Raw genomic sequence first — 4,702 nt, 5'->3', positions numbered from 1 at the left:
AGCCCAGGCCGAAACCGACGCAGGCATCCCCCGCGCCCCGCTCGAACGGCTGGAAGATGCTGTGCAATCGGTCATTGTCGACGCCCGGCCCGTGGTCGGTGATGCGCACCGTGAGGCGGTTCGCGTCGCGGCTGATATGCGCCGAAACCCGCACCGTGGTGTCCGGTCGGGTGTAGCGCACGGCGTTGCGGATCACATTCTCGAAGCAGCGGTACAGCAACTCGCCGCTGACACACGCGATAAACGGCGGGCAGGCCTGCAGGTGCACGCGACAGCCTTTGATCCCGGCCTCGAACTGCGCGTCTTCGACAATCATCGCCAGCAACTCAGTGATGTCCACGGGCTCACGCTCGATGCTTTCGGGCCGGCCTTGCAGACGGGCCAGGGTCAGCAGCGCTTCGATCAGGGTGTCCATGCGTTCGGATTCATGCTCGATGCGTTCGAGCATTTCCAGGCGCGCGGCGTCCTGGCGCAACAGGCCGATAGCCGCTTGCATGCGTGTCAGCGGTGAGCGCAGTTCATGGGAGATGTCGTGCAACAGATGCTGCTGGGCTTGCACCAGCACCTTGAGCTGGTTGGCCATGCGGTCGCAGTCTTCGGCCAGGTCGACGATTTCATCACGGCGCTTGCCCATCGAGGGCTTGACCCGGGTTTCGAAGCGCCCCTGGGCCACATCGCTCATCGCACGGCGTAAGTACGCCAATGGCCAGGCCAGGTAGTACGCCATGTAACCGCTGAACAGCGCACTCATCAGCGTGCCGATGATCAGCGGGATTTGGTGCCACGGCCTGCCGCCTTCAATACCGGGGAAGTGGGTCGAGCGCAGCGAAAGCGCCAGGCCTTCCTTGCTGATGACCGCGTGTTCATAGGCCGGCCGCGTAACGGGGGCCCCAACCAGCAACTCGCCGGCGCTGTCATAGACACCGATGGCTTGGTCCGACGGATGCTCCCATACCGCCAGAAGCTGGCCGGCCGCTTCGACACCAAATTGTTGCAGCAGCTTCTGTTCACTCGCGAGGATAGCTTCAACATGCGGGTCGCCTGGGCGGAAGCGGCCCAATTCAAGCACGCCGACCCCTACCAGAAACGTCAAGGTGGTCGCCAGCCAGAAAGCCAGAAACAGCTTCCAGAACAGCAGGCTGGGCTTGATCATTCGGCAATCAACAGGTAGCCGAGACCGCGCACGCTCTGGATCCAGGCCTTGGCATCCGGGCGCGGCCCGAGCTTTTGCCGGATGCTGCTGATGTGAACGTCGATGCGCCGGTCATAGCGGGTCAGCGGACAGCCCAGGGCGTTGAGCGACAGATCCCTTTTGCTCACCACTTGGCCGGCGCTGCGGGCCAGTTCTTCGAGCAGGCTGAACTCGGTGCTGGTCACACCCAGCTCGGCACCGTTCCACAGAGCCTGGCGCTTGCCTGGCCACAACACCAGCGAGCCGGTCTTGATCACCTCGGTGGTCGGCTGGCCCACCGCCTGCACCCTGCGCATGATGGCGCGCAGGCGTGCCACCAATTCACCCGGGGAACTGGGCTTGGGCACATAATCGTCGGCGCCGAGTTCCAGGCCGGTGATGCGATCGATGTTGTCGCCACGGGCGGTGAGCAATACCACCGGCACTTGGCTGACGGCACGGATACGCCGGAGTACCTCGATACCCGAGCGCTGGGGCAGCATGACGTCCAGCACCACAATGCTATGGCGCCCCGACAGCGCCTCGACCTCACCCTCCTCACCGGTATGCACGGCCGTGACCTCGAAGCCTTCACACGCCAGGTACTGGCTCAGCATTTCAGTCAATTCCTGATCGTCGTCGACTAGCAGTACGGAGATCATTGCGGGCTCGTCAGTGGAGTGGGGGCGCATTATCGGCCTTGCAGCAGGGATTCGGGCCAACCTTTACCTAACTTGACATTCAGTTAACCGCACCAAACGCGATGCGCTCTTATGCTGGGGGTTCACCAGTCTGGCCGCGCGGCGAATTATCCAAGCGAGCCGGCGCTGCTTGTCGATGTATTCTGGAAAAGATCTTGATGAATTTTTCGCGCCTGCTCTGCTCGGTTGCGCTGTTGCTCAACACCTCACTGGCACTCGCCCAAGGCTTCAAAATCTCCGACATTCGAATCAATGGCCTGCAACGGGTCTCGGCGGGCAGCGTATTCGGCGCATTGCCGCTGAACGTCGGCGACGAAGCGGATGACCGGCGTTTGGTGGATTCCACTCGCGCGTTGTTCAAGACCGGGTTCTTCCAGGACATTCAGTTGAGTCGCGAAGGCGACGTGCTGATTATCAATGTAGTCGAGCGCCCTTCGGTTGCCAGTATCGAGTTCGAGGGCAACAAGGCGATCTCCACCGAAGACTTGATGAAAGGCATGAAGCAATCGGGCCTTGCCGAAGGCGAGATATTCCAGCGGGCCACCCTGGAAGGCGTGCGCAACGAGTTGCAGCGCCAGTACGTCGCCCAGGGCCGTTACTCGGCGTCGGTCGACACCGAGGTCGTGGCTCAGCCGCGCAATCGGGTCGGCCTGAAAATCAAGATCGATGAAGGCCAAGTGGCCTCGATCCAGCACATCAACGTGGTGGGCAATACGGTGTTCCCCGACGACACGTTGGGCGACCAATTTACGCTGAAGACCAGTAACTGGCTGTCATTTTTCAAGAACGACGATAAATACGCGCGGGAGAAACTCTCCGGCGACCTCGAACGGCTGCGCTCCTATTACCTGGACCGTGGCTATATCAACATGGATATCACCTCGACCCAGGTCTCCATGACCCCGGACAAGAAGCACGTCTACATCACCGTGAACATCCAGGAAGGCCAGAAATACACGGTGCGCGAGGTCAAGCTGAGCGGCGAGCTGAAAGTCCCGCAAGACCAGGTCCAGTCATTATTACTGGTGCAAAAGGGCCAGGTGTTTTCACACAAGTTGATGACGACCACCTCGGAACTGATCACCCGCCGCCTGGGCAACGAAGGCTATACGTTCGCCAACGTCAACGGTACGCCTCAGGTACATGAAGAAGACCACACGGTGGACATCATCTTCAGCGTCGACCCCGGCAAGCGGGCTTACGTCAATCGCATCAACTTCCGGGGCAATACCAAGACCGACGACAAGGTGCTGCGTCGCGAAATGCGCCAGATGGAAGGCGGCTGGGCGTCGACCTACCTGATCGACCAATCCAAGGTGCGCCTGGAGCGCCTGGGGTTCTTCAAGGAGGTGAACGTCGAGACGCCGGCCGTGGCCGGGGTGGATGACCAGTTGGATGTGAACTACGCCGTGGAGGAACAAGCCTCCGGCTCGATCACTGCCAGCGTCGGCTTCGCCCAGAGCTCGGGCCTGATCCTCGGCGGGTCGATTACCCAGAACAACTTTCTCGGCACGGGTAATTACGCCAGCCTGGGGCTGACCCGTTCGTCCTACCAGAGCAAGTACAACATCGGTTTCACCGACCCCTACTTCACCACCGATGGGGTCAGCCTGGGTTACAACGCGTTCTACAGTAAGACCGACTACAACAAGTACTACGATGACGGGGTGTCTTATTACGCCATCAACAGTTTTGGCCTCGGCGCCAGCCTCGGTTACCCGATCAATGAGACCTCCCGTCTGACTTTCGGCCTGACGGCACAGCACGACAACATCGAGCCGGGCACCTACAGCGCCGACGAGATCTACGACTTCATCGAGCGCGAAGGCAAGCAGTTCACCAACTTCAAGGCCAGCGCAGGCTGGTCGGAATCAACCCTGAACAAAGGCGTACTGGCGACGCGCGGGCATTCGCAAAACCTCAACCTGATGGTGACGGTACCCGGCAGTGACCTGAGCTTCTACAAAATCGACTACACGGGGCAAACCTTCCTGCCGATCAGCAATGCCACGGCCCTGCGCTTGCACACCAAGCTCGGTTACGGCAACGGCTATGGTTCCACGGACGGGTTGCCCTTCTATGAAAGCTATACGGCGGGCGGCGAAGGCACGGTGCGCGGGTTTAAAAGCGGTACCCTCGGCCCACGCAGCACCCCGGCGACCGGGGCTTATGCCAGTGAGGGTCAGGCGTACTATTCGGACCGGGACACGGACGCGCTGGGCGGTAATATCCTGATTACCGGTGGCGCGGAGTACTTGTTCCCCGTGCCGTTCATCAAGGACAACAAATCCGTGCGCACCTCGGTGTTCTGGGATATGGGCACGGTGTATTCGGACAAGTGCTACCTGAGCACCACCCTAGGTTGCGACGGTGTGGACCTGAGCCAGATGGCCAGTTCGGTAGGGGTGGGTGTGACGTGGTACAGCCCGCTGGGGCCGCTGAGTTTCAACCTGGCTTATCCGATTCGCACACCCGATAACGCGGAAAAGCAAATATTCCAGTTTTCCATGGGGCAGACGTTCTGATTGTTTCAGCGCGCTAAGGCGCTTAGCTCCGCGCCTAAACCGAGAAAACCCCAATACAGGACATTCATCTGAAGCCACTTCCCCTCGGAAAACTCACACCGTATCTGACGGTTCAAGAATTCCGGCGAGGGTCATTCGTGCGTAAGCCGAGTATGGATTGACGATCCCGCCGCCCCGCAGAGCCGCCAGCGTGGCGCCGGGATCGTCCGCTCTCAGTGCAGGAACTTCAACCAGCCAGCCAGTGCCAGCGCGCCAAAGCAGGTCCAGCCCGAGAACAGCCAGCGCCACGCGCGTGCGCGCGGCAC

General features: G+C 60.6%; 3 protein-coding genes. 1 reads left to right on the top strand and 2 read right to left on the bottom strand.

The annotated features are described in order from the left end of the window. Positions 1-1,153 (bottom strand): sensor histidine kinase (locus tag L9Z73_RS25685; protein WP_247407173.1); only part of this gene is annotated, 1,153 nt, incomplete at its 3' end. Beyond that, positions 1,150-1,833, bottom strand: a complete 684-nt coding sequence (locus L9Z73_RS25680) for a response regulator transcription factor (protein ID WP_247407170.1) — start codon at positions 1,831-1,833, stop codon at positions 1,150-1,152. The genes L9Z73_RS25685 and L9Z73_RS25680, both read right to left, overlap by 4 nt. A gap of 197 nt (positions 1,834-2,030) precedes the next feature. Here L9Z73_RS25680 and bamA point away from each other — a divergent pair, with 197 nt between their 5' ends. Beyond that, a complete protein-coding gene (gene bamA / locus L9Z73_RS25675; RefSeq protein WP_247407166.1) occupies positions 2,031-4,397 on the top strand; it encodes an outer membrane protein assembly factor BamA in 2,367 nt (788 codons plus the stop codon). The last annotated feature ends 305 nt before the right edge of the window (positions 4,398-4,702 follow it).

Origin of the sequence: Pseudomonas emilianonis (genome assembly GCF_023072625.1) — a bacterium.
Classification (GTDB): Bacteria; Pseudomonadota; Gammaproteobacteria; order Pseudomonadales; family Pseudomonadaceae; genus Aquipseudomonas; species Aquipseudomonas paraveronii.
The sequence above is the reverse complement of the archived record's forward strand: the minus strand, read 5'-3'. Positions and strand labels throughout refer to the sequence as shown.